A 23,395-nucleotide genomic window follows, 5' to 3' on the forward strand; every position below is an offset into this window, starting at 1 on the left:
TATGGGCCTTATTAAAACTTGTAAAGATGGCTTTCGAGGAAAGCCAGATTTTTCAAACTTGCTACATAATGTATTCCAGATAGATGAGTTAGTATTGTCATTTGAGTGTCCGAACAATATATATGAAGGGCATGTATACCAAGATCTTGTGGAGTTAAAACAATTCGATGTTGACTCAAAAGAAGAACGGCATGAAAAGTTAATAAAATTGGCTTCTATTTATTTCTCATTTCAAAAAAAAATATTAAACCCTCTATTACCTATAAATAAACAAGGTGGTTTATATATTAGGCTAAGGATCAAGTCTGCCAATGAGGATATTAGTTCCGTCAATCAATTGTCTTCATTCATAGAAAAAGAGTATGTGGAGTTTTATCATGCTCTAGAGTCTCCTGAAGGATCTAAGAAAGGAGATCATACAGAGATGATGAATGATGCTATCGATTACGCAAATCATCGCTGGGGATTAAAGCCGATAAGCGAAGAAAAAAAGAGAGCGAAAGAAGAATTTCTCGTAGGAGAGTTTCTTCGCGGCTACCCCCCAATTAAATGCCAGGCTATTGATGTTGGAGAGAAAACGTACTCAAAATACGTAGAAGGTAACTTGGAGTATAAGAGGGACTATCGAAGAGTTTACAATTTGCATATCAAAAATGAGTTTTACTTTAGTATCGAGTTTTTATACGAAATCGAGCCTATGTTTGCTCAAAAAAAGTTTTTAGATTGGGTGAGAAGTGCTGATGAAACCTTTGAGAAAAAGGTGTTAGAGTTACTAGAGTTGTCTCCGCTTGTTGATTCGTATACTACCTCCAAGGTAGAGAGATTGACCAAATAGAATTGATCCTGTGCGCTCTGACTTTCAACTTAAAGAAAAAAGCCCGCAAAGAATTTCCTCTGCGGGCGTAATAAAGGGCACCAAATTGGGTGTCTATTCATTTTGGAGGTGGTCGAACGTCCATATAAAACTGACAATAGGCTTGGTGAGAGGCTTACCACCAGCGCGACCAACGGAGCTAAAGTTAACATTGTTGCAACGATTGTTAAAATGTTAATTCTTCAATCAATGTTTTCATTATCGTTAGTCTGGATTGCGAATATGTTGTTCTATTGTTCCTGGAATGCTTGACTGTCGAATTTGAATACATCATGAGATATAGATGGCCCTTTATTTATCCATTTTAGTTATATAAATCTTGTCATATCACGCTGCTAAATCTTCATTGTTTTTAATAATTTGACACAAGTCGCGCCATTTTGTTACTTATGTGTTTTAGTTTTCGATGGTCTCAAATTTGAGTTCACGTATAACCAGGCAATTAAAGGAAAAGAGCAGCAGTTAGCTGCCCTTTATTGCTATAAAGACCGAAGGCTAATTCCAACGTAATAGTGTCCAGTTTGATCGATTCGCGTGTTCTTTTAGGCGTGGGCATGGATTTACCAGGTAGGTGTAATCTGCGTATTCACATAAAGGCAAATCGTTGATTGAATCGGTATAGAAATGGATTTCAGAATAAGGCTCAGGCTGATTTTCTAGCCACTGTTTTAAGCGCGTGACTTTACCTTCACGATAACTAGGGACACCGTTGATTTCTGCGGTATAACGGTTGTCTTTCTCGATTAAATCGATGCCGAGTGCGGTTGGAATATTAAGACGGCGACCAACGGCTTCCACCAAAAAAGTGACGCTGGCAGAGATGATAACCATATCTATACCATCACGAGACAGTTGCTCAATCAATGTTTTAGCTTGAGGAAACTGTTTAGTCAGAATATGGCTTTCAACACATTCTTCAACCAAGGCGTTTACTTCTTCAATCGGCATGTTTTCTAGTGGCTTCATGGAGAATGCTAGGTAATCTTCCATGTCCATTTTGCCTTCGGAGTACAAGGCCATTAGACGCTGATCTTCCTTAATAAATAAAGGATCAGTCGCGATGCCTCTCTCAACCATAAACTCGTTCCAAATCATTGCGCAGTCAGCGTTTATTAGGGTTTCATCCATATCAAAAACATACAAAGGTTTGGACATGTTTAGGCTCTCACTGGTTGAATTTCGTTTAGGTTAAAGAGTAGCTCTAGTTGGCTGCCATTCGCTAGTAAGCGCTCTGAAGAGCGGTTAAGCAAGTCAACAGTGAGCTCACACTCTTCAACGTTCACTTGATAGCGAATAACATTACCTAGAAGCTGGTGGTTGGTGATCGTACCTACTTGTGGCGCTGAGATGTGGCTATCATATTGACGACCTTGCTCTTTTACATATATAGACTCTGGGCGAATCGCTACTTTCCATTCGGTATCAATATTGAAGAGTTGCTTGGCTTTATTGGCCTCTACAAGGTTGTAGTGTCCCATGAAACCGGCCACAAACTCGTTAGCAGGATGAGTATAAATTTCTTCAGGTGTTCCTGCTTGAACAATTTCCCCTTTACTCATTAGGAAGATACGATCAGACATAATCATCGCCTCTTCTTGGTCATGAGTTACGAAGATAGTGGTGAGATTCATTTCTTTCTGAATATCTCGGATTTGCTGACGAAGATGTTTGCGGATTTTGGCATCAAGCGCAGAAAGTGGCTCATCAAGCAATAATATACGAGGTTTCACCACCAACGCTCGGGCGAGTGCGACACGCTGGCGCTGACCGCCAGAAAGTTGATGCGGATAGTGTTTTTCTTTACCTGCCAGGTCCACCAGTTTGATGACTTTAGCTACTTCACGTCGAATATCATCATTCGCAAGCTTTTTCATTTTTAAGCCAAATGCAATGTTGCCTTCAACGGTCATATTGGGAAACAGTGCATACGATTGAAAGACCATCCCAATACCACGCTCTTGCGGGACTTGATGCGTGATATCTTCTCCGTTTACCCAAATCTCGCCGCCATCGACAGGGTTAAGCCCTGCAAGGCTGCGAAGTAGCGTCGATTTACCACAACCGCTAGGGCCCAAAAGCGTAATGAATTCACCTCGCTCGATGTTAAAGTGAATGTCCTCAAATACGGTGTTATCACCAAAACGTTTAGTCAGATTTTTCGCAGTGACGTAGCTCATTGTTTGACTCCTCGGCTGAAACGACTTGCCAACCAAGTCAGGAAAAAAATAAATGGGAAGTAGGTCATCACTAAGGCAGACGTGAAGTGGCCGCTTGTCTGACGCATGTTATACAAGTAGATTTGCAAGGTTTCATAACGTGTGCCGACCAAAATATTGGCGAACACAAACTCTCCCAGTAGAAATGAAAATGAAAGGAAAAGCGATGCCATCAGCCCTTTTTTGAGGTTAGGTAAAATGACCATCAAGAACGCTTTGGTTGTGCTTGCCCCTAGTAAGTGTGCCGCGTCCATTAAATCATTGAGGTTAATTGCTTCGAAGCTATTTGAAATCGCACGATACATGAACGGTAACGCGATGGTGAAGTAAGTGCCTATTAAAATCCAAGGGGTACCGATAAGAGATATTTCACTGTCAGCATAAAGTTGAAGCAAGCCAACGGATGACACCACTGGTGGTACAGCGAATGGTAGCAAAATTAGTACGTTCATGAGCTTATCGAGCTTCGGGAAGTAGTAAAACACCACGAATATCGCTGGCAGAACCAGAAGCACACTGAGGGTTAGCGAAGCAATACAAATAAACAGCGAACGCCCAAACGCTTGCAAAAAACGTGGGTCGGTCAGCAATTTAACGTACCAATCAAAAGTGAAACCATCCGGAAGCACCGTGGCGCCCCAGCGTGATGAAAGCGAATAGACAAAGGTCGCTAAAATCGGGATGAGCATGATCCCAACAATGGAGTAAACCACCGTTTTATGGAATCGAGTATTAACATTGTGCATGACTACTTCCTACCTGCATAGCTTTTCGAAATGAGCCATTGGTTAATCACTGTGATAAAGGCAAGTAACGCCATTAGAATCACCGAAATCGCAGCGGCGAGATTCGGTTCAAGGAACAGGTCTCCCGATACCAGACTCGCGATTCGAATTGTGATGACGTTATAGTTACCGGAGGTCAACGCATAAACACTCGCATATGCGCCAATCGCGTTGGCTATTAAGATAATAAAGGTACCGAACAAGGCTGGTGAGAGCACTGGCAGAGCGACTTTCGCCCAATACTGTGATGTTTTGGCACCTAGTAGCGCAGCGGCTGCTTGCCAATCATCACTCAACGCGTCGAACGCAGGGTAGAGCAACAACACCGCCAGCGGGATTTGGAAGTAGATATAAATGGCCAGTAGGCCCCATTTACCATAAAGGTCGAAATCACCGAGTAAGCCATACTGCTTGAGCAAAAGGGTAATTGCCCCATTGGTGCCTAAAATAATAATAAAAGCGAATGACAAAGGTACGCCTGCAAAGTTGCTGCTCATGTTCGTAAACGCAATCACACCGTCGCGGACTTTAGAATCGACTCTGCGTAGAGAAGATACCAACAAAGTCGCAATGGCTAAGCCAAAAATGCTCGACCACACAGCTAACCACAAGCTGTTGCCAAACGCCTGCATCATAAAGGCGGAGTCGAGCACTTCAATGTAGTTATCTAAGGCAAACTCGCCATCGTAGATAAAGCTGTTTAACAGTACCCAAATCATAGGTGCGAGTTGAAATAGGTAGAAAAACAGCGCGAAAGGCACTAACCAAATGGCTGGGTTAAAGCGCTTTAACCAAGTACTTGCCAAATTTGAGCGTGATTCGCTAGAGCTTGGGGAGAGGACAGAACTGCTCATAGTGCTAACAATTCCTGAGTGTATGGCTTCGTGTGGTCAAGGTTTAGCAATTGACAAACGGTGCCACAAATATCAGTTTGCTTAATATGACAATCTTGATGGGTAAACTTATCACCAATGACAAACAGGGGAACTTCTCGCTCTTCAGGTAAAATCCCACCATGAGAAAGATCGTTGTTCATGCCATGATCGCTGGTCACAATGATTTGATACCCATCAGCAAGCCATTGTTCGATGTAGTTGGAAAGAATAATGTCTGCACCTCGCGTACAATTGCGGTATTGACGAGAGTCTAGGCCAAACTTATGTCCTGTATCGTCGATATTCATCGGATGGATCAGTAAGAAATCAGGTTGATAGTTGCGACGTAAATACTCTGCATCCAGGAACAAGGCTTCATCAGGATAATGATCCCAATGGTAAAAGCAGCCGTGTTGGATATTCAAGGTTTCATCATGCGTGAAACGATCGCGAACAGGTTCAAATGGTGCGCGATTATAAAGCTCACTTACCCAGTGGTAGGCAGCCGCAGCGGTCACTTTGCCTTGGGCTTTTGCCAAACTGAAAATGGAATCGTGTTTGGATAGACGAACGATATTGTTGTTTACGATGCCGCTTTCTACAGGGCGAACGCCCGTTAAAATGCACTCATAAAGTGGGCGAGACATAGAGGGCAGCTCACACTGCACAGGATAAAGCGTTGCGCGAGTTTCTTGTTGGGAACGACTTTGTTCTAGAAGACCATTGAGGTAGCCCATGCAATCACGGGCTACCTGATAGTTCAGTCCATCTAGAACAACAAGGATGACCTTATTGCTCATAACGACTTACTCTTATTGCTGGTGGATTAAGACACTTTCTTGCCATTGACGTGGCAGCTTACGCGCGGACTTTTCCCAAGCTGAGAAGTCAGTCACTGGGTGAACATTGCTGTATTGGTCGTTAGCAATTAGCTTGTCTTGCACTGCTTGAGGCAGTGTGATGTTGGTTCGGATTGGACGCGCATAACCTTCTGCTAAGTTGATTTGCCCTTGATCGCTGAAGATGTACTCACGAGCAAGCTTTGCTGCATTAGGGTTCTTCGCATATTTATTGATTATGGTTGTATAACCAGAAATCACAGAGCCATCTTGAGGAATGCTCACTGTAAAGCGGTTGCGGTCAATTTTGTCGCGGTAGTTCAACGCATTGAAGTCCCACATGATCGCCACTTCCACTTCGCCTTTTTCTAGGTTGGCGATGTTCGGATCAGTAAATGAAAGACGACCTTGCTTCGCGAGTTCAGAAAAGAACTTGAGCGCAGGCTTGAGGTTGGATTCGTCCCCACCGTTGGCGAACGCTGCGGCGAGAATCGCGTTGTTTGCCTGTGCTGCTACGCCGACGTCACCTACGGTCACTTTGTAGTCGCCTTTTAATAGGTCATCCCACGTTTTTGGCGCGTCTTTTACGAGGTTATTGTTGGAGATAAAAGAAATAGTGCCAGTGTAAGCAAGTGCCCAATGACCATCTTCGTCTTTTGCCCAATCTGGAATGTCATTCCAAGTTGTTGGTTTGTATGGCTGAGTGACGCCTTTTTTAACCGCTACACGTGCGAAGGCAAAGCCTACGTCACCAATGTCTGCGGTCGCGTTTTTCTTCTCAGCTTCGAATTTTGCGATTTCTTGAGCCGAGCTCATATCCGTGTCTTGGTGCTTAAGGTTGTAATTTGACTTTAAATCAGCCCAAGTGTCTTTCCAGTTCGCCCAACTGTCAGGCATACCTACACTGTAAACCGCCCCTTCTTTTTGTGCTGCGGTAACCAATGACTCAATATCGGCTTCTTTCGCTACTGTTGGTGCTGCAAGCGTTACCGCGATGATTGCCGCTGGTGCAGTAATTGAACGACTTAGCAAAGTTTTCATTGTCTCCATCCTTCTGGACTAGGTCAGTAAGTTCGCTTTGTATGCTATGGATGGAATGTGACGATTTAGAGCAAGTAATTTGACAGTTTTTATTAATTTCTATGGCACTTATATTTCATACGCTCAATATGTGTTCTGTTGATTAATGTCATATTTTTGTTACTTACACGCCTTATGTTGTTCATCCAAATTATCGTTGGACTAGATCAGAATGAGAGCGACAGGCACCAGCCAATTTGGTACCCAATTAGGAAAAATTAGAAGCAGCTTAAAGCAGCAGATTCTTTCCGGCATCATGTCTGAAGGACAAAAACTGCCATCAGAAAGGGAGCTCAGTGAGCTGTTTTCTACGACTCGAATCACTATCAAAGATGCGTTGGTGTCTTTAGAAACTGAAGGCCTGATCTATCGAGAAGAGCGTCGTGGTTGGTATGTATCTCCAGAGCGGATCTGTTATAACCCGTTGTCTCGTTCTCACTTCCATCAAATGATTAGAGAGCAGCATCGTATTGCGGAAACCAAATTACTCAACGTACGAAGTGAAATGGCCGCAGGTGAGTATGCAAAATCGTTAGAGGTTGAGCGAATTACCCCAATTTATGTGATTGAACGGTTACGTTTTATTGATGGGCGAGCGGTATTGTTTGTTGAAAATATACTCAAAGCAGCACTGTTTGAAGGTATATTGTCCGAGAACCTCACCATGTCACTGACAGGTATTTATCGTGAGAAGTATGGCTACGAGACAAAGCGCTCTCGTTTTGATGTGATTCCAACGTCAGCGCCTGCTCATGTCGCTAAGGCGTTGAACCTAGCTGAAGGACAACCCGTCCTGAAAATTCGTCGAGTAAACTACAAACAAGATGGCAAATTAATGGACTGCGAATTCGAGTATTGGCGTCCAGATGCAGTGATGATTCGCATTGATAGCGTAGGATAAAGCGCAGAATTAAAAAGAGCCCAATGAAGGGCTCTTTTTCGCATATTGGTTAGAGAGGCGGTTTAAACGAGGCCTTGCTCTTTCGCCATTCTGCTTGCAATGCCGGGTGCTTTCCAAATGCTTGGCAGCAAAATGAAAGACACAGGCACGGCAGTAATTACAATGAAAGACTGCAATGCAGAAATACCACCAGAGCCCATTGAGATAAGCGCAATAGCGACAATACCCATAATCAGACCCCAGAACGAGCGAATCACTGCGTTTGGTTCTGTTGAGCCCGTCATCACTACACTGATTGTGTAAGTCATCGAGTCACCCGTCGTCACGATAAATGTTGTCGTTAAGATCAGGAACAGAACCGAAATGATCATTGGGTAAGGTAATTCACCAGTAATCGCTAGCAGTGCTGCAGGCAAGTTAAAGCCTTCAAACGCAGATGAAATCAAACCAGGGTTATCAAGTTCAAACGCAAGGCCACTGCCACCAACGATACTAAACCAGAAGCAAGTAATCAGCGGTGCCGCGATGCTAATAGACATGATTAATTGGCGAATTGTACGACCACGAGAGATACGAGCAATAAAGATCGCCATCATTGGGCCATAACCGATAAACCAACCCCAGAAGAATACTGTCCACCAACTTAGCCAGCCTGTATCACCACGGTAAAGTGCCATAGGGAAGAAGTTATCCACCATACGACCAACGCCTTGCACGTAGCCATCAACGATAAAGCTTGTCGGCCCGAAGAACAGGATGTAACCAATTAATAGTACAGACAAAATGATGTTGTAACGACTGACGATTTGAATACCCTTGCTCAAACCGCTCAGTGCGGAAAGGGTATACATCAGGATCGCCGCCATAATAACCATACTTTGCGTTACGAACGTATCTGGCAGGCCAAACAATGAATTTAGCGCGTAGCTAATTTGTAAACCTAAGAAGCCGATAGGACCGATGGTTCCTGCTGCTACTGCAATGATGCTACATGCGTCAGCAACATCACCAATCCAGCCTTTAATGGCTTTATCACCAAACACAGGGTAAAGCAGAGTACGCGGCTTAAGAGGCAGGCCTTTATCGTAATGCAAGTGCATTAAGACAATGGAAGATAGACCACCAAGGATCGCCCAAGCTAAGAAGCCCCAGTGCATAAAAGACTGAGATAGGGCATTGATTGCGGCAGTTTTCGGTGAGGCTTCCCCGTATAGAGGCGGAGCAGTCACAAAGTGCGCGATAGGCTCAGCAGCGGCCCAGAACACACCACCACCTGCAAGTAGAGTACAGAGTACGATTGACAACCACTTAAAGTTATCAATATCAGGTTTCGCTAGACCACCTAGACGCACATAACCAGTGCGACCAAACGCAAGAGCCAAACCAATTAGGAAATTCAGAAGAAGCAGTACTTGCCAGTAAGCTCCGAAATATTTAGTAGCAAAGCCGAAGCCGGTGTTAACCATTGCGGTTAGAGAGTCGGTATTCGTTAGGGCAAGTAAAACGAATAGAGTGAGGAAGCTACCACTTAACCAAAAGACAGGATTGGTGAGTTCGAGGCGCTTGAGTAGAGATGGGGGATGAATAGCAGAATAGTCAGCATCCTGAATAGGCGCTGTGTGGGAGGCGGCATTCGTCATATTTGACATAATTACTTCGCTTTTTAGGGCTATGAAGCCGTGCATTTCCCCTCACATCGTTTCGACGAAAAGTGTGAGGATGTTCAAAAAGCCGATGATGTTAACATGTCGAAGTTGCAAATATAACCTTAGATTTCGATTAATTTTTAACAGGTTAGCCAAGTTGCTGATTTTTGGGTAGAGATCAAAAGAAAGAGTTTTTACGTGAAATGCACCGCATTTCGTATGTAATTAACATTTCCCTTGTTTTTGTATGGGATTATCAGGATTACATTGAGAAAACATGTTTTTCCCAAGCTAAGGTTTAACTCAATGGCTCACTTCGAACTTAACGGGCAGTGGATGCTTATCTCGCCACAGCGTCCCGATCTTGAAATTCCAATGTTTATTCCGGGCGATAATGTGTCGGCGCTTTTACAAGCAGAGCAGATTCCAGATCCTTATTTTGCCGATAATGAAAACAAAGTTCGATGGATTGAAGAGTGTGAGTGGCATATCTCGCGTGAGTTTGAAGTCGACGCGTTTACGTTGTCTGCCAAGCAAGTTTGGATGACGCTAACTCGTGTCGATACCTTGGCAACCTTCTATATTAATGGTGAGTTAGCACTAACTTGCAGCAACATGTTTACTCAACAACGAGTTGATATCAAACCTTATTTAAAACAGGGCATAAATACTGTTCTTGTTCAATTCGCAAGAGTCGATATAGAAGGTGTGGAACGTGCTAAAAAATTGCCTTTCCCAATCCCTTCCGCAATGGGAAATAATCAAATTCCGCATATGAATTTGATCCGAAAAACGCAATGTCATTCAGGATGGGATTGGGGCATTTGTTTGATGGTATCGGGTATTTACGACCCCATTCAAATCGACATTGTGAATGAGCTTTGGCTCAAAGGCTTTTCGACAGAGCAGCAATGGCAAGCCGATGAGAGTGTGTTTCTTGATGTATTAGTTGAAGTGGAAACGGACAGTCAACGCCATGAACTGATTGTTGAATTTAATGGTGAGCGTCAATGCATTCAAACAAAAGGAAGTGGTCACTATCATTGCCAGTTCCACATTTCGGAGCCTCAACGCTGGTGGCCATCGGGTTATGGCGAAGCTTATCTTTACCCCATTACCATTTCTTGCAGAGAGCAAAAGTTAACGCGCAACGTTGGTTTGCGTCAGTTAACCCTAAATAACCAAGCTGATGAACATGGCTCTGCGATGGAATTCATCGTCAATGGCGTACCAATTAATGCCAAAGGTGCCAACTGGATCCCTGTTGACGCAATGCCGGGGCGAGAATGCGAAACACGTTATCGCAACCTTTTGCAAAGTGCGGTTGATGCTAACATGAACATGATTCGGGTATGGGGCGGTGGTCAGTATGAGAGTGAAACCTTTTATAACCTTTGTGATGAACTTGGCTTGTTGGTGTGGCAAGACATGATGTTCGCATCTTCACTGTACCCATCTGATAATGACTTCTTAAAAGAGGTCGAAGATGAGCTTCGATACCAAATCCCTAGGCTTAAAGAGCACCCATCAATAGCACTTTGGTGTGGTGACAATGAAGTGATTGGTGCCATTGGTTGGTATGAAGAATCCAAGCACAACAAAGTCAAATACACGGTTAACTACGATCGCCTCAACCGCATGATTGAGCAGGTGACTACTGAGCACGATAGCGCTCGTCGTTTCTGGCCAAGTTCCCCGTGTAATGGTGAACTGGATTTCGGTGACGCGTGGCATGATGATAGTAAAGGCGATATGCACTTTTGGGACGTTTGGCATTCAGGAAAATCATTCAGTGCCTACCTTGACGTGAATCCTCGTTTTTGCTCTGAGTTTGGTTTTCAATCTTGGCCATCTTTTGCAGAAGTTAAGCAGTTTGTCCCGGAGCAAGATTGGAATATAACGTCACTAACCTTTGAACAACATCAGAAGAATCCTCGTGGTAACAGTATCATCACAGAGATGTTCACGCGTTATTTCCGTTTTCCCTCTGGATTCGAGAACATGCTGTATTTAAGCCAAGTTCAGCAGGCAATCGCGATCAAAATTGCGTGCGATCATTGGCGTGCCATTTCTCCAGTTTGCCGCGGCATGCTGTACTGGCAACTCAACGACAACTGGCCTGTCAGTTCTTGGTCTAGCTTGGAATACAGTGGTCGTTGGAAGCAGTTGCACTACCATGCAAAACGCTTTTTTGCGCCGCAGTATTTGGTATTTTCCGAGCATACAGGCAAGTTGAGCCTGCATTTGCTCAATGATGCCAAAGAGCCCGCAAGCGTCAACGCACTGCTCAAGTGGGTAGATTGGCAAGGGGAAGAAAAGCAATGTTGGAGCTTAGAACAAACGGTCATAGCAGACAGCAATACGATTTTGTGGCAATTGGATGAATTGATCGAGAAGGATGAACTTACGTCAGGCTTCTTCTATGTTGAAGCGCAAATTGGTGAAGACAGAATAAGCAACACATGGTTTAGTACTCACGAGCTAAAAACCTTGCCGATAGCGAAAGCCAATATTGGTGTCTCTATTGAAGGGAGGCGAATTACATTGATTGCGGATAAGCCTGCGTTTTTTGTTCATTTGGAGAGTGATGCTGATGGAAGATTCAGTGACTCCAGTTTTACTCTGTTGGTCAACGTTCCAATGACGGTTGAGTATTTAGGTGAGCATGTTTCAGGTATGCAGCAGTCGTTGAGGGTATACCACCTTAATGATTAAAGCGGGTATAGAACATCTACATGCTGACAACTAAAAAGGGAGCGTTTGCTCCCTTTTTAGTTACCAAGTATCCGTTATTAAGCTCAGGTTGAGACAGAAGACTATTTAAGTTTCTGATGGACCCGATAGCTAACGACAAAGCCAATGTAGAATAGTGCAGCAAGAGTAATCATTGCCGTCGCGTACGCCAGTAGGCTGTTTAACCCTAAACCAAAAGCCAGAGTGAAGGCGATACCATGAATGGCTTCCGCAGGGATTCGGTACCAAGCAGAGTGGACGGAAGAGCCGAAGAGGATAAAGGTACTAAGTAAGACAATCGTGCCGCCTATAAAGCCGACCCATCTGCTGTTGTTCATGTTGCAGTCTCAGGGGTTACCGAGGTAACGTAACAAAATATTTCAGAATCGTATTATACAACCGATCATCGCGAAAAGCGCTAGAGAAATTTCGCGGATAAAACAGAGTGTTTTAATTCGAACAAAAGAATACGACCATAGCCAACTTAATACAGGAATAACAAAACATGTTGAGATTTATACAACGTCGCCGCATTAAGAAAGTGATTAAACTAATGAGTACCAGATTGGTGGTGGGATACGGCAGTCGTGAGTACTTTTCGGTTGGTCAGGTAAAGACGAGCACCAGCGAGTTAAGCGCGTGCCAACAAAAAATTGCGTTGGCATTATATGCGAATCCGCAAGATCTTGATTTGGAAAACCAACCAGAGTTGCAAGCCATCCGCTCTGATGTGGCGCATGATTTCTTTTCTGGTGCCGATTATACCGCTCAAGATGTGCTTAATTTATTCGGTGCTGGTGGCTGGAAAGGCGGCCGAATGGAAGATGGAATGTCTCATCATTTTGGTATGCACAGCCGATACTAGAGCGAGCTAACCTTATAAAGTCTTGTCAGTTAACTCGCTATATCACTTTGCCTTGTGAGGTGTCACTCCGATGCTTTGTTAAGCGGCACGCTTTACGAGGCAGAAGTGCTTTTTACCGCGTTGCAGTAACCAGTATTGGTCAAACAGTGGGAAGCTTAAACTCGGGTTATCAGCCGACACTTTTTCACCGTTTACACTGATGGCGTTGTTGCTGATGTGTTCGCGCGCAACACGTTTCGAGCTTGCTAAGCCCGACTCAATCAATAGTTCAACCAAATCTTGTTGTGTGCTCTCAATGCTTGGTAAACCATCTAACTCCAACTGTTTTAATTCACCCAAACTCAGTTGTTGCACATTACCGCTGAACAGTGCTTGAGTGATGCGCTCGGCACTAGATAGGCCGTCTTCGCCATGAACAAATCGCGTCATTTCTTCAGCGAGAATACGTTGTGCTTGTGGCTTGCCTTGGCTTGCTTGGTCTTGCGCTTCAATGCTGGCAATTTCTTCGCAGCTCAAGAACGTGTAGTAACGCAAGAAGTGGTAAACGTCGGCGTCTTCTGCGCCAAGCCAGAACTGGTAGAAGGCGTAAGGAGAGGTTTTGCTAGGATCTAGCCATACTGCACCACCTTCAGTTTTGCCAAATTTGGTGCCATCGGATTTGGTGATCAGCGGCAGAGTTAAGCCAAATACTTGCTCACCATTTTGGCGACGAGTTAAATCGATCCCACTGACGATGTTCCCCCATTGGTCATTGCCACCGATTTGCAAACGGCAACCGTATTGACGGTTTAGCTCGGCAAAATCGTACGATTGCAGCAGAGCGTAGCTAAATTCGGTGAAGGAGATACCTTGGTCAGGGCGTTGCAGGCGTTGTTTTACCGATTCTCGGTTGATCATAGTATTGATCGAGAAGTGCTTACCCACATCGCGGAAGAAGTCGATCACATTGATCGCTTTCATCCAGTCAGCGTTGTTCACCATGATCATCGGCTTGGTCAGTTGGTGGTTCATCAACTGCTGAATTTGATTAGAAAGATCGTTAACCCAGCCTGAGACGATTTCCTCTGAGTTCAGACTGCGCTCAGTCGCTTTAAAGCTTGGGTCGCCAATCATGCCCGTTGCACCGCCAATCAAGGCAACAGCTTGGTGTCCGGCATCTTGAAAGCGCTTAAGCATAATCAAAGGCACGAGGTGGCCGATATGCAAGCTGCCAGCTGTAGGATCGAAGCCGCAGTAAACGGTTTGTGGCTGTGAGAGAAGTGTCTGAATTTCTTCCAAATCGCTGGCTTGTGCAATCAAGCCACGATCTTGTAAATCTTGCAGTAATGGTGTCGTCATTCTTTTTTTCTGTCTTAGTGGTTGTTACATTCAGACTAAAACGCGACACCTTTTCTCGATATATCCCTTAAGGGACAGTTTTTTATCTTGAATGGAGAATGAGGTGATTGAGGAAAAGCTGGAATAACTCACTCAATGAAGACACATTTAATTGCGAGTAAATTCGCTTTCGATGATTTTTGACCGTGCCTTGAACTAAGTGTAACCGCGCGGCAATTTCTTTGGTGTCAAACCCTTGAGCGAGAAGCGAAGCCACCTCTTGTTCGCGACGGGTGAGTGATTCTACGCCAAACGTTGCTAAAGCTTGCTCAATGGCTAATCGCATACTGCCAGAATAAGCACTCTGTGCAAAAACAGGCTCAGAAAAGGTAAATTCCGTTTGTTTCCAATGCTGCTGACAAAGCGACTGAATTATCGGGAAATAGGGCTTTATCTTATTGATTTGTTGCTGAGAAAAGTATTTTCCATCATTCATATACCCGAAGTACAGCATGACCCAACGGCCAGGTTCGACTTCGACTAGCATGCTCAGTTCGTCTTTCCACCCTGTCTGATGGTAGAACTGCTCGCAGTATGAGGTGAAGTCAACGCCTTTACGCGCCACGTCTTTGAGCGTAAATATGCCTTGTTGTTTTGTCTCGTTTAGTTTGAGAAAAAAAGGGTCATTTTGAAATGAGTCAGTAAGGTAGCGTTGAAAAAGTAATTCTCGCTCGTTCTCAATCGAGTCGTAGAGATAAATAGGATGTTTACCTTCTCGATAACCTAAAATAACCGCGCAATCAAAATGAAAAAGAGTGCGAATGACACGCATAAGCTTAGGAGTAAAGTTAGGCGTATTAAGAGCAGAAATTGCTTCTGCCAGCAGATTATTAAAGTTATTGTCAGGCATGGGATACCGAATCGCAGATGGTTTTGGGCAAGCATAACGAAAAGCCATCCAACGAGAAAGGGAAGTCACCATCTTCTGGTGACTTCCCATGAGAAAGTTGCACAAGTACTCAGTTTTGAGGAGTCATAGCTACGTTAACTTATTGATAAGGGTGCATAACAACCGTTCTATTTAAGCGATTAGTTGCTATGCGTTACTGCGAGTTGGTGAGCTCTTCGTTAACCCAATATTTAGAACCAGACACGTTGGCATCGATGAGCAAGCCTTTTGCATTCAACTGATAAACGGCGACGCCACTGTTAAATTGCTTTGAAAGTTGCTCAGAATCTTCGCCAGCTACAGCAGAGGCTTCACTGGTCGCTTCCCATCCTTCGTTGACGAAAGTGTCAAAGTCTTCTTTGTTCTCAAACAGAATCACTTGTTGGTAAAACTTGCCGCCAGCCCCAAGTGCGACGCCCAAACCAAACATATTCATATAAGTGCGTTTTTCTGTTTCCTTATTGACAGCGACACCTGACCCTGAGTTGGTGTGAAACAATAAAGACAATTTACGAGAATCAAAGACCGCGTAGCCGTAAGCGTTGTCGTAAATGGCTTTGGCCTCTGGCTTTTCATTAAACAACTTGAGCAAAGCACTATCCGCCATTAAGTCTACGGCTTGGCGAGCTTCTTCTGGCGTGTCGCCTTCCATCAGTTCATCAATTTTCTTGTCGGCTGCATCTATCCATTCTTTGCTTTTCTCGATACTAGCTTCTGTCCACTCGCCCGCGGTATTGATTGCTTCCTCGGACCAGTTCGTGAAATCTTGCCACGCTTGTTTTGAAAACGCTTTGGTGTCGTCCCAAGCATCTTGTGCAGTATCAGAAACTGCGTCGCCAAGCTCAGACATTTTATTGGAAATTTCATCCCAATCGGCATAAGCAGGGGATGCCAGGAGCATCAATGTAGTAAGGAGTGCGATAGGCTTGTTCATCAAATTCTCTCTGGAGTTATCAATATACCATTCATTTTAGGTCATCAGACTTTGATAATGAAATTGACTAAATGACGAACTTGAGAGAGGAATCACGAACTGATTGTGAAATGACGTGTGAATAACAAAGCCCTCACAAGGGGAGTGTGAGGGCTAGAGTTTATCGTGTGTTACTTGCTGCTAACTTTACCGAGTTTTAACCAAGTATCGATAACCGTATCTGGGTTTAGTGATACAGAGCTAATACCTTGATCCATTAGCCATTCCGCTAGGTCGTCGTGGTCTGATGGGCCTTGACCACAAATACCAACGTATTTGCCTGCTTTTGTTGCTGCATCAATCGCCATCTGAAGCATCACCTTAACCGCTGGGTTACGCTCATCAAATAGATGTGCGACATCGCCAGAGTCACGGTCAAGTCCAAGTGTTAGCTGAGTCATGTCGTTTGAGCCAATCGAGAAGCCGTCAAAGTACTTCAAGAACTCATCGGCAAGGACCGCGTTGGATGGCAGTTCGCACATCATGATGACTTTAAGACCCTGATCACCACGGCGCAGATCAAACTTCGCTAGCAAATCAATCACTGATGCTGCTTCGCTTGGTGTACGCACAAATGGGATCATGATTTCAACGTTTTTCAGACCCATTTCGTTACGAACGCGTTTGATTGCTTGAGTTTCTAGCTCGAAGCAGTCTTCAAACACTGGAGAAATGTAACGAGATGCGCCACGGAAGCCAAGCATTGGGTTTTCTTCATGCGGTTCGTATGCTTTACCGCCAACCAAGTTGCTGTATTCGTTAGACTTAAAGTCAGACATACGAACAATAACGCGTTTCGGCCAAAATGCCGCAGCAATGGTTGCGATACCTTCTGTCAGTTTGCTTACGTAGAAATCGATAGGATCTTTGTAACCACGAATACGCTGAGTGATTTCTGCTTTTAGCTCATCGCTTTGTGCATCAAAGTTAAGTAATGCTTTCGGGTGGATACCAATCATCTTATTGATGATGAATTCAAGACGAGCAAGACCAACGCCTTCATTTGGAATTTGTGCGAAGTCAAACGCGCGATCAGGGTTACCCACGTTCATCATCACTTTTGTTGGTAGCAGTGGCAGTTCATCAACAGAAGAGCGTTTTACATCAAATTCAAGTTCACCTTGGTAAACGTAGCCCGTTTCACCTTCAGAACAAGATACGGTCACGGTTGCACCATCGGTTAACTTGCTTGTCGCATCGCCACAGCCAACGATTGCAGGAATACCGAGTTCACGAGCAATGATTGCTGCGTGACAAGTACGTCCGCCACGGTTGGTAACAATAGCAGAAGCTTTCTTCATCACTGGTTCCCAGTCTGGGTCAGTCATGTCTGTAACCAACACATCACCTTCCTGAACCAATGACATTTGGTCCAGAGAGTCAACCAAACGCACTGCACCTTTACCGATACGTTGACCGATGGCACGACCTTCAATCAAAACATCTGCTTTGTTCTGTAGCTCGTAGCGCTCAATCACGTTTTGTTCCGTTTGTGAACATACGGTTTCAGGACGAGCTTGAACAATGTACAGCTTGCCGTCGATGCCATCTTTTGCCCACTCAATGTCCATTGGACGCTGGTAGTGCTTCTCGATGATCATCGCTTGTTTGGCGAGCTCTTTGATCTCTTCGTCGTTCAGTGAGAACGTGTTGCGCTCTTCATCAGAAGTATCAACGATATCAACTTGTTTGCCGATCTCTTGGTTGTCAGAGTAGATCATTTTGATCAACTTAGAACCAAATGTTTTCTTAACGATCGGGTGTTCGCCCGCTTCAAGCATTGGCTTATGAACGTAGAATTCATCAGGGTTTACTGCGCCTTGAACGACCATTTCACCTAGGCCCCATGAAGAGGTGATGAAGACAACTTGGTCGAAACCAGACTCAGTATCAAGCGTAAACATCACACCCGAAGAAGCTTTGTCTGAACGCACCATACGTTGGATACCCGCAGATAGTGAGATACCACGATGGTCGAAACCTTGGTGTACACGGTAAGAGATCGCACGGTCGTTAAATAGAGAAGCGTAAACGTGCTTAGTTGCTTCTAGTACTGCACCGATGCCTTTCACGTTCAAAAACGTTTCTTGCTGACCAGCAAAAGAAGCATCAGGCAGGTCTTCTGCCGTAGCAGACGAACGAACTGCAACAGAAAGCTCAGGGTTGCCTTCAATCAGTTCTTGGTAGTTTTCACGGATTTCTTGTTCAAGGTCCGCAGGGAAAGGGGCCTCTAATACCCATTGACGTATGGTTGCACCTGTCTTACGCAGAGCTTCCACATCCTCAACGTCTAGTTCATCAAGTAATTGGTGAATACGCTCATCCAAACCTTCGTGGTCAAGGAATTGGTTAAACGCGTATGAGGTTGTCGCAAAACCATTTGGTACAGAAACGCCTGCGTTCGCTAGGTTAGAAACCATTTCGCCAAGTGAAGCATTCTTACCGCCGACTTTGTCGACATCATCCATGGATAGGCCATTGAACCAGAGGGTGTTCTTTTGCATGTCTTTCTCCAGAAACATTGCAGCTTAGTAGGGGGACTTAAATCGCTCTAAACAATCGCATGTTGGCTGTTATTACACTTTGACCATACATTGCTTCATTTAGATTGATATCAAAGGCAAACGATTACGTTCTGGCTGAAAAAAAATTCAAAAGAATTTTTAAAGCTGTGGTGAACCTAACTGAAAGCCAAACTGATTTATTAATATTATGTGTACCATCCTACTCAAAAGATTTTGAAAAATTAAACAGAAATGCAAATAAATAACCAAAGTCGTGATGTGTTCTATGTTTCTGACGGTACGGCGATAACATGTGAGACATTAGGGCATGTTGTTCTCGGTCAATTTCCGTTCATTCCTAACGAAAAAACCTTTCCGTTTGTAGAAAGCCAGGACAAAGCTACTGACGTAGTCAAAGAAATTGAAACTTCCTACCAACGCAATGGCGTCAAACCTCTGGTGTTTTTCTCTATCGTGGTGCCAGAGGTACGTGAAATGCTGCTGGAAGCGCCTGCATACAGCTACGATGTGTTGGAAAGCATTGTACAGAAAGTGCAAGACGACATTCAGATGGCGCCAAAACCCAAGTTGCAACGTTCTCGCAGTGTGGGGAAAGATTCCGATACCTATTTCGACCGTATCGCGGCCATTGAATATACATTGGCGCATGATGATGGCATCACGCTAAAAGGGTTGGAACAAGCCGATATTATCCTGCTGGGAGTATCGCGCAGCGGAAAAACGCCGACTAGCTTGTACATGGCGATGCAATTTGGTTTACGTGTTGTGAACTATCCGTTCATTGCGGAAGATGTGAAGATGATGCGTTTGTTACCTGAGTTTGAGATCCATCGTCATAAGTTGTTTGGGCTGACTATCGATCCCGAGCGCTTGACTGAAATCCGTGAAAATCGTTTGTCTGGAAGTGATTACGCCAGTACTGAGCAGTGTAAGTTGGAGCTAGACACCGTAGAGGCGTTGTTTAGAAGAGAGGCGATCCCATATATCAATACGTCCTCTCTCTCTGTGGAAGAGATCACAACGCGTATTCTTGAAAAAGCAGGGATGAAACGCCGTTTGTTTGGTTAACCAGGGGCGCCAACATCGTCGTGTGCAAGAGGAGGCGAGTAACACCTCCTCTTGTGCATCTAAAGATGCCTTACACAGAATTAATAGTATTGGAACATCTTTTGGATGTCTTGATAGTTTTTGGTCTGAGTCAGTGACAGCATCAGTAAGATACGTGCTTTTTGTGGGTTTAGTGTGCCTGAGGCAACAAAGCCATATTTGTCGTCATCAATTTCAGCATCCAAAGTGGTTGAGCCGGTTGGTGTGCGAGAGCTCCTTACAACAACAACGCCATCTTTGCTCGCTTTTTCTAACTCATCAAAGACCGTGTGGTATAAGTTACCATTACCGACACCAGCACTTACGATGCCGTCAAACTTCGCATCCACAAAGGCTTTGACTGGTAAGCTCGACGCATTTGCATAGTTATAAACAATGCCTACTTTAGGTAGTGTGTTGAGTTTTGATACATCGAATGGGGTTTCTGTCGTATGTTTACGCTCTGGGCTTCGTTGATATTTGGCCTCGCTATTATGAATGTAACCGATAGGACCAAAGTTAGGTGACTGGAAAGTACTGACGGAAGTGGTGTTTGTTTTAGTTACGTCTCGCGCATCGAATATAGTGTCATTCATCGCGACTAACACGCCGCGCCCTTCAGAATCTTCATCGGTGGCTGTCACGACGGCGTTGTATAAATTAACTGGGCCATCAGCACTCATTGCGGTGGAAGGACGCATTGCACCGACGATCACAACTGGCTTTTTGCTCTTGACGGTCAGATCAAGGAAGTAAGCGGTTTCTTCTAATGTATCGGTACCATGAGTAATGACGATACCGTCAACATCATCTTGAGCGAGCAGTTCGTTGACGCGTTTGGCTAATTTAAGCCATACCTCATCATTCATATCTTGTGAACCAATACTGACCACTTGCTCTCCGGAAATATCTGCAATGTTGGTCATGCTAGGTACCGCAGAAATCAATGATTCGACACCGACTTTACCTGCGGTGTAGTTTGACTCTGTCGCAGATTGACCTGCGCCTGCTATGGTGCCGCCAGTGGCAAGAATTTTAATGTTCGGAAGATCGGATTGCGCAAAAGAGAACGAACTGATGCATAAACCGAGAGTTATCGTACTGAGGCGGAAAAGATTTTTCGTCATAGGAATCACCTGCTATTAGGTTGGATGTTGGGGAACTCATCTATCCTAAAAACAGCGGGTTAGATTTTTTGAGCACTAGTTCAACAAATTGCAGATGAAGATCGTGATCAAGCAATCAGTTAAAGAACATTAATTCAAACAATTAACTTAAATAACGTGCTTCTTTAACAAGTGAGATGTACTAATAACGTGCATAATGCGTTATATGCTCTAATCTATTGATTGGGAAATAAAGAGGGAAGGGAGGCGCGATTAGGTTACTAAACACGAATTGAGAAGTGCAATTTCTTCAAAGTTTACAGTGTAAAAAAAAAGCGGCTTTACCCCGGAACAGATAAAAGCCGCTTGCCAATGATGTGTTAATTCACATCTTATCGCATAATCATTTGTTCACGACCAGGACCCACAGACACCATTTTTACTGGTACGCCCATCAGTTCCTCAATGCGTAGAACGTATTTCTGTGCTGCTACTGGAAGCTCTTCAAACTTACGACAACCTGTGATGTCCTCGCTCCAGCTTTCCATCTTCTCGTAGATTGGCGCAAGAGATGCAGTTTGAGGCCAGATTGGGTTTTCGCTGTGGTCGCCTTCGTAGCCAACACAGATTTTCAGATCGTTAAGACCAGTCAAACAGTCTACTTTCGTTAGTGCAATTTCAGTTGCGGCTTGCAGTTCAACGCCATTCTTCGTAGCGACTGCGTCGAAGTAACCCATATCGCGCGGACGACCTGTAGTTGCACCGAACTCGCCTGCAAGTTCTCGGAAAGCATCTTGCTCTTCCATTGCAGTGATCAACGTACCAGTACCTACTGATGAGCTGAATGCTTTTGCAACCGCAATAACGCGTTCAGGACGAAGTGCTGGAAGACCACTGCCGATACCCGCGTACATTGATACAACGTTAGAAGATGTTGTCCAAGGGTACTCACCGTAAACAAGGTCACGACCCGCACCAAGCTGCGCTTCGAACAACAGTGTTTTGTCTTTTGTTTGTAGCTCTTTTAGAGGCAGCGTTACGTTGCAAATTGAATCGCGCCAAGGTGCAGACACCTCTAGCAACCAGTTCGCCATTTCTTCAGCGGTTTGTTCAAACTCGAATGTTGGGTAAAGCGCACGCAGTTGCGGAAGTTTCCAATCCATCATGAATTGAAGGCGTTCAACCAATACTTCTGGTTGCTTCAACCAACCAACAAGGATGCCTTTCTTCATTACGCGGTCACCGTACGCAGGTGCAATACCTTGACGAGTTGAACCGTATGCTTTGTCGCCTAAACGTTGTTCTTCTAGCGTATCTTCTAGTGCGTGTAGAGGTAGACACAGTGTTGCGCGATCAGAGATGCACATATTCACTTTTACGCCCGCTTCTTCAACTTCCGCAATCTCCTGAGACAGCAACGCAGGGCTGATAACCATACCCGGACCTAATACTGCCAAACAGTCTGGGTTGAAAACGCCACTTGGTAGCTGGTGCAGCTTGAACGTACCTAGGTCGTTAACCACGGTATGACCCGCGTTGTTACCACCTTGGAAACGAATGCTCGCAGAAGCTTGCTCTGCCAAAAAGTCAACGATGCGGCCTTTGCCTTCATCACCCCAGTTTGCACCCACAACAACGATAGACGACATAATTTAATCTCCAAAAACAGATGCAAAAATCTTAAGGCGTTCGCCATAATAAGAGAAATTAATTATACTCATTAACTTGATAAGAATCCCATATCGGAATTGACAATGTTAGATTTGAACTGGCTGCGAACCTTCGTAACTCTTGCAGAGGTAAAACATTTCGGCAAAACAGCGACGGAACTGCACATGACGCAGCCGAACGTAAGTTTGCATATCAAGCAGTTGGAGCAGGCCACGCGCACGAAATTGATTGAGCGAAATCCTGTACAGCTGACGCAGGCGGGGAAGCGTTTGTTAGATACGGCGCAGCGAATGCTCAATGAGCTGCAAATTTGCCAATCGGATCTCAATGCCATCAACGATCTTACGCAGGGGACGCTTTCTATTGCGGCGAGCGATATCGTTTCACGTTTACTGCTTATCAAACCGTTCCAGCAATTCAAAAGTGAATACCCGGGTATCGACTTGGCATTGTTCAATACCACGTCTTCTCAAGCGGTGGATTTGGTGAAAAGTGCGCGTGCCGATATCGGCTTTGTTATCGCACAAAAAGAGAGTCAACCGCTGCATTTTACGCCTCTCACTCAAATTCACTGGTGTGCGTTTGGCGATAACATTTTTGAGTGGCAGGACAATCGAAAAGAGAGCCAGACGCTGATTCTACTAGGGCACGACACGCGAACCCGTGAGCTGATAGATGCATCTTTACCTGAGTTAAATCTGCCTAAGCATCGTGTGATGGAAGTGGGCAGTGTGGAAGCACAAATCGATTGGGCAGAAGCAGGATTTGGGACCGCCATTGTGCCGGATTTCTCTCTTGATCCGAGGTTAACGCTTTCCCGAGAGATCACGCCTTTGCCTAGTTTTCCAAACACCGATTTCGGCTACATTGTGCGCCAAAATCAGGTACTCTCCAAAGCCGCCAAACAGCTACTCACTTGGGTTGGAGATAATGTGTCAGTGGTGGGAGAGTAAC

The 23,395-nt window shown here is 44.7% G+C and carries 20 protein-coding genes; 6 read left to right on the forward strand and 14 right to left on the reverse strand.

Features of this window, described 5'->3' with window-relative positions; translation table 11 throughout:
• The first annotated feature begins 1 nt into the window (after position 1).
• Entirely contained in the window at positions 2-835 is an 834-nt protein-coding gene (locus NB463_RS04385) for a DNAase (RefSeq protein WP_258431899.1), read from the forward strand.
• Positions 836-1,369: 534 nt separating this feature from the next.
• On the opposite strand, the gene NB463_RS04390 is transcribed toward NB463_RS04385, so the two are convergent.
• Genes NB463_RS04390 through NB463_RS04415 form a run of 6 tightly spaced genes read right to left on the reverse strand, consistent with a single transcriptional unit; the run spans position 1,370 to position 6,630 of the window.
• Positions 1,370-2,029, reverse strand: a complete 660-nt coding sequence (locus NB463_RS04390) for an HAD family hydrolase (protein WP_258431900.1) — start codon at positions 2,027-2,029, stop codon at positions 1,370-1,372.
• 2 nt (positions 2,030-2,031) lie between these two features.
• Positions 2,032-3,051: an ABC transporter ATP-binding protein gene (locus tag NB463_RS04395; RefSeq protein ID WP_258431901.1), complete on the reverse strand. Its 1,020-nt coding sequence runs from the start codon at positions 3,049-3,051 to the stop codon at positions 2,032-2,034.
• Positions 3,048-3,836: an ABC transporter permease gene (locus tag NB463_RS04400; protein ID WP_258431902.1), complete on the reverse strand. Its 789-nt coding sequence runs from the start codon at positions 3,834-3,836 to the stop codon at positions 3,048-3,050. The genes NB463_RS04395 and NB463_RS04400 overlap by 4 nt, the downstream gene beginning before the upstream one ends.
• Positions 3,837-3,838: 2 nt before the next feature.
• Positions 3,839-4,729, reverse strand: coding sequence for an ABC transporter permease (locus NB463_RS04405; RefSeq protein ID WP_258431903.1), 891 nt, complete (start codon positions 4,727-4,729; stop codon positions 3,839-3,841).
• Complete coding sequence (locus NB463_RS04410; protein WP_145534429.1) at positions 4,726-5,550, reverse strand: alkaline phosphatase family protein; 825 nt, start codon at positions 5,548-5,550, stop codon at positions 4,726-4,728. Before NB463_RS04410 ends, NB463_RS04405 begins: the two co-directional genes overlap by 4 nt.
• Before the next feature lie 12 nt (positions 5,551-5,562).
• The gene (locus NB463_RS04415) at positions 5,563-6,630 is read right to left on the reverse strand and encodes an ABC transporter substrate-binding protein (RefSeq protein WP_258431904.1); all 1,068 of its coding nucleotides are present in this window, start codon (positions 6,628-6,630) and stop codon (positions 5,563-5,565) included.
• Positions 6,631-6,841: 211 nt separating this feature from the next.
• Between NB463_RS04415 and NB463_RS04420 the strand changes: the two genes are divergently transcribed.
• Positions 6,842-7,570 (forward strand): UTRA domain-containing protein, encoded by a 729-nt coding sequence (locus NB463_RS04420; protein WP_046873801.1) that lies wholly within the window; start codon positions 6,842-6,844, stop codon positions 7,568-7,570.
• A gap of 62 nt (positions 7,571-7,632) precedes the next feature.
• Here the strand turns inward: NB463_RS04420 and NB463_RS04425 are convergent, their stop codons facing one another.
• Complete coding sequence (locus tag NB463_RS04425; RefSeq protein ID WP_005373846.1) at positions 7,633-9,219, reverse strand: BCCT family transporter; 1,587 nt, start codon at positions 9,217-9,219, stop codon at positions 7,633-7,635.
• Between the two features lie 303 nt (positions 9,220-9,522).
• Between NB463_RS04425 and NB463_RS04430 the strand changes: the two genes are divergently transcribed.
• Entirely contained in the window at positions 9,523-11,931 is a 2,409-nt protein-coding gene (locus NB463_RS04430; RefSeq protein ID WP_258431905.1) for a beta-mannosidase, read from the forward strand.
• Positions 11,932-12,032: 101 nt separating this feature from the next.
• On the opposite strand, the gene NB463_RS04435 is transcribed toward NB463_RS04430, so the two are convergent.
• Positions 12,033-12,287, reverse strand: coding sequence for a hypothetical protein (locus NB463_RS04435; RefSeq protein ID WP_005373837.1), 255 nt, complete (start codon positions 12,285-12,287; stop codon positions 12,033-12,035).
• Positions 12,288-12,454: 167 nt separating this feature from the next.
• Between NB463_RS04435 and NB463_RS04440 the strand changes: the two genes are divergently transcribed.
• Entirely contained in the window at positions 12,455-12,814 is a 360-nt protein-coding gene (locus NB463_RS04440) for a DUF6559 family protein (RefSeq protein WP_258431906.1), read from the forward strand.
• Between the two features lie 78 nt (positions 12,815-12,892).
• Here the strand turns inward: NB463_RS04440 and tyrS are convergent, their stop codons facing one another.
• The 4 genes from tyrS to ppsA all read right to left on the reverse strand — a co-directional run bounded on the left by tyrS (position 12,893) and on the right by ppsA (position 18,557).
• Entirely contained in the window at positions 12,893-14,152 is a 1,260-nt protein-coding gene (tyrS, locus tag NB463_RS04445) for a tyrosine--tRNA ligase (protein WP_258431907.1), read from the reverse strand.
• 82 nt (positions 14,153-14,234) lie between these two features.
• The gene (locus NB463_RS04450) at positions 14,235-15,041 is read right to left on the reverse strand and encodes a response regulator transcription factor (RefSeq protein ID WP_258431908.1); all 807 of its coding nucleotides are present in this window, start codon (positions 15,039-15,041) and stop codon (positions 14,235-14,237) included.
• Between the two features lie 193 nt (positions 15,042-15,234).
• Positions 15,235-16,014: a hypothetical protein gene (locus tag NB463_RS04455; protein ID WP_258431909.1), complete on the reverse strand. Its 780-nt coding sequence runs from the start codon at positions 16,012-16,014 to the stop codon at positions 15,235-15,237.
• Positions 16,015-16,184: 170 nt separating this feature from the next.
• Positions 16,185-18,557 (reverse strand): phosphoenolpyruvate synthase, encoded by a 2,373-nt coding sequence (ppsA, locus tag NB463_RS04460; protein WP_258431910.1) that lies wholly within the window; start codon positions 18,555-18,557, stop codon positions 16,185-16,187.
• Positions 18,558-18,809: 252 nt separating this feature from the next.
• Here ppsA and ppsR point away from each other — a divergent pair, with 252 nt between their 5' ends.
• Positions 18,810-19,646 carry a posphoenolpyruvate synthetase regulatory kinase/phosphorylase PpsR gene (ppsR, locus tag NB463_RS04465; protein WP_005373820.1) on the forward strand — a complete coding sequence of 279 codons (837 nt, stop codon included), beginning with the start codon at positions 18,810-18,812 and terminating at the stop codon, positions 19,644-19,646.
• Positions 19,647-19,726: 80 nt separating this feature from the next.
• Here ppsR and ansB read toward each other — a convergent pair whose 3' ends face one another.
• A complete protein-coding gene (gene ansB / locus NB463_RS04470) occupies positions 19,727-20,791 on the reverse strand; it encodes an L-asparaginase 2 (RefSeq protein ID WP_258431911.1) in 1,065 nt (354 codons plus the stop codon).
• A gap of 371 nt (positions 20,792-21,162) precedes the next feature.
• Positions 21,163-22,419 (reverse strand): adenylosuccinate synthase, encoded by a 1,257-nt coding sequence (locus NB463_RS04475; protein WP_053808067.1) that lies wholly within the window; start codon positions 22,417-22,419, stop codon positions 21,163-21,165.
• Positions 22,420-22,524: 105 nt separating this feature from the next.
• On the opposite strand from NB463_RS04475, the gene NB463_RS04480 reads away from it, so the two are divergent.
• The gene (locus NB463_RS04480; protein WP_258431912.1) at positions 22,525-23,394 is read left to right on the forward strand and encodes a LysR family transcriptional regulator; all 870 of its coding nucleotides are present in this window, start codon (positions 22,525-22,527) and stop codon (positions 23,392-23,394) included.
• The last annotated feature ends 1 nt before the right edge of the window (position 23,395 follow it).

This window comes from Vibrio sp. RM-41-2B (assembly GCF_024744415.1).
Lineage (GTDB): Bacteria > Pseudomonadota > Gammaproteobacteria > Enterobacterales > Vibrionaceae > Vibrio > Vibrio diabolicus.

What these genes read in the sequence shown, in the direction of transcription:
- NB463_RS04385 (WP_258431899.1), top strand. Translation starts at nt 2, where the DNA reads ATGGGCCTTATTAAAACTTGTAAAGATGGCTTTCGAGGAAAGCCAGAT.
- NB463_RS04390 (WP_258431900.1), bottom strand. Translation starts at nt 2,029, where the DNA reads ATGTCCAAACCTTTGTATGTTTTTGATATGGATGAAACCCTAATAAAC.
- NB463_RS04395 (WP_258431901.1), bottom strand. Translation starts at nt 3,051, where the DNA reads ATGAGCTACGTCACTGCGAAAAATCTGACTAAACGTTTTGGTGATAAC.
- NB463_RS04400 (WP_258431902.1), bottom strand. Translation starts at nt 3,836, where the DNA reads ATGCACAATGTTAATACTCGATTCCATAAAACGGTGGTTTACTCCATT.
- NB463_RS04405 (WP_258431903.1), bottom strand. Translation starts at nt 4,729, where the DNA reads ATGAGCAGTTCTGTCCTCTCCCCAAGCTCTAGCGAATCACGCTCAAAT.
- NB463_RS04410 (WP_145534429.1), bottom strand. Translation starts at nt 5,550, where the DNA reads ATGAGCAATAAGGTCATCCTTGTTGTTCTAGATGGACTGAACTATCAG.
- NB463_RS04415 (WP_258431904.1), bottom strand. Translation starts at nt 6,630, where the DNA reads ATGAAAACTTTGCTAAGTCGTTCAATTACTGCACCAGCGGCAATCATC.
- NB463_RS04420 (WP_046873801.1), top strand. Translation starts at nt 6,842, where the DNA reads ATGAGAGCGACAGGCACCAGCCAATTTGGTACCCAATTAGGAAAAATT.
- NB463_RS04425 (WP_005373846.1), bottom strand. Translation starts at nt 9,219, where the DNA reads ATGTCAAATATGACGAATGCCGCCTCCCACACAGCGCCTATTCAGGAT.
- NB463_RS04430 (WP_258431905.1), top strand. Translation starts at nt 9,523, where the DNA reads ATGGCTCACTTCGAACTTAACGGGCAGTGGATGCTTATCTCGCCACAG.
- NB463_RS04435 (WP_005373837.1), bottom strand. Translation starts at nt 12,287, where the DNA reads ATGAACAACAGCAGATGGGTCGGCTTTATAGGCGGCACGATTGTCTTA.
- NB463_RS04440 (WP_258431906.1), top strand. Translation starts at nt 12,455, where the DNA reads ATGTTGAGATTTATACAACGTCGCCGCATTAAGAAAGTGATTAAACTA.
- tyrS (WP_258431907.1), bottom strand. Translation starts at nt 14,152, where the DNA reads ATGACGACACCATTACTGCAAGATTTACAAGATCGTGGCTTGATTGCA.
- NB463_RS04450 (WP_258431908.1), bottom strand. Translation starts at nt 15,041, where the DNA reads ATGCCTGACAATAACTTTAATAATCTGCTGGCAGAAGCAATTTCTGCT.
- NB463_RS04455 (WP_258431909.1), bottom strand. Translation starts at nt 16,014, where the DNA reads ATGAACAAGCCTATCGCACTCCTTACTACATTGATGCTCCTGGCATCC.
- ppsA (WP_258431910.1), bottom strand. Translation starts at nt 18,557, where the DNA reads ATGCAAAAGAACACCCTCTGGTTCAATGGCCTATCCATGGATGATGTC.
- ppsR (WP_005373820.1), top strand. Translation starts at nt 18,810, where the DNA reads ATGCAAATAAATAACCAAAGTCGTGATGTGTTCTATGTTTCTGACGGT.
- ansB (WP_258431911.1), bottom strand. Translation starts at nt 20,791, where the DNA reads ATGACGAAAAATCTTTTCCGCCTCAGTACGATAACTCTCGGTTTATGC.
- NB463_RS04475 (WP_053808067.1), bottom strand. Translation starts at nt 22,419, where the DNA reads ATGTCGTCTATCGTTGTTGTGGGTGCAAACTGGGGTGATGAAGGCAAA.
- NB463_RS04480 (WP_258431912.1), top strand. Translation starts at nt 22,525, where the DNA reads ATGTTAGATTTGAACTGGCTGCGAACCTTCGTAACTCTTGCAGAGGTA.